Here is a 240-nt window from a genome sequence, read left to right as displayed (position 1 = left end):
GGCCTCGGTCAGCGGCATGTCCTGCCAGCCGTCGACCTGCTTCAGACCCTTCAGGAACGCGGTCGTCGAGTACTCCGGGTCGGTGATCTGCTCGACCGTGCCCCACCCGCTGGACGGGCGCTGCTGGAACAGGCCCTGCGAGTCGTGGTCGTTGCGGTCACCCAGATGACCCAGGTTCTCCAGCTTCGACTCCTGCAGGCTCGTCGCGATCGCGACCACGGCGGCCCGCTCGTCCATGCC

Annotated in this window: 1 pseudogene; it reads right to left on the bottom strand. The window is 68.3% G+C overall.

Going from position 1 to position 240, the window contains the following annotated elements:
• Positions 1 to 240: pseudogene (locus QSK20_RS32050) on the bottom strand (hypothetical protein); the annotation flags it as partial.

It is taken from the genome of Micromonospora sp. NBRC 101691 (genome assembly GCF_030269285.1).
In the GTDB taxonomy this organism is placed as follows: domain Bacteria; phylum Actinomycetota; class Actinomycetes; order Mycobacteriales; family Micromonosporaceae; genus Micromonospora; species Micromonospora echinospora.
This window is presented reverse-complemented; position numbering and strand designations above follow the sequence as displayed.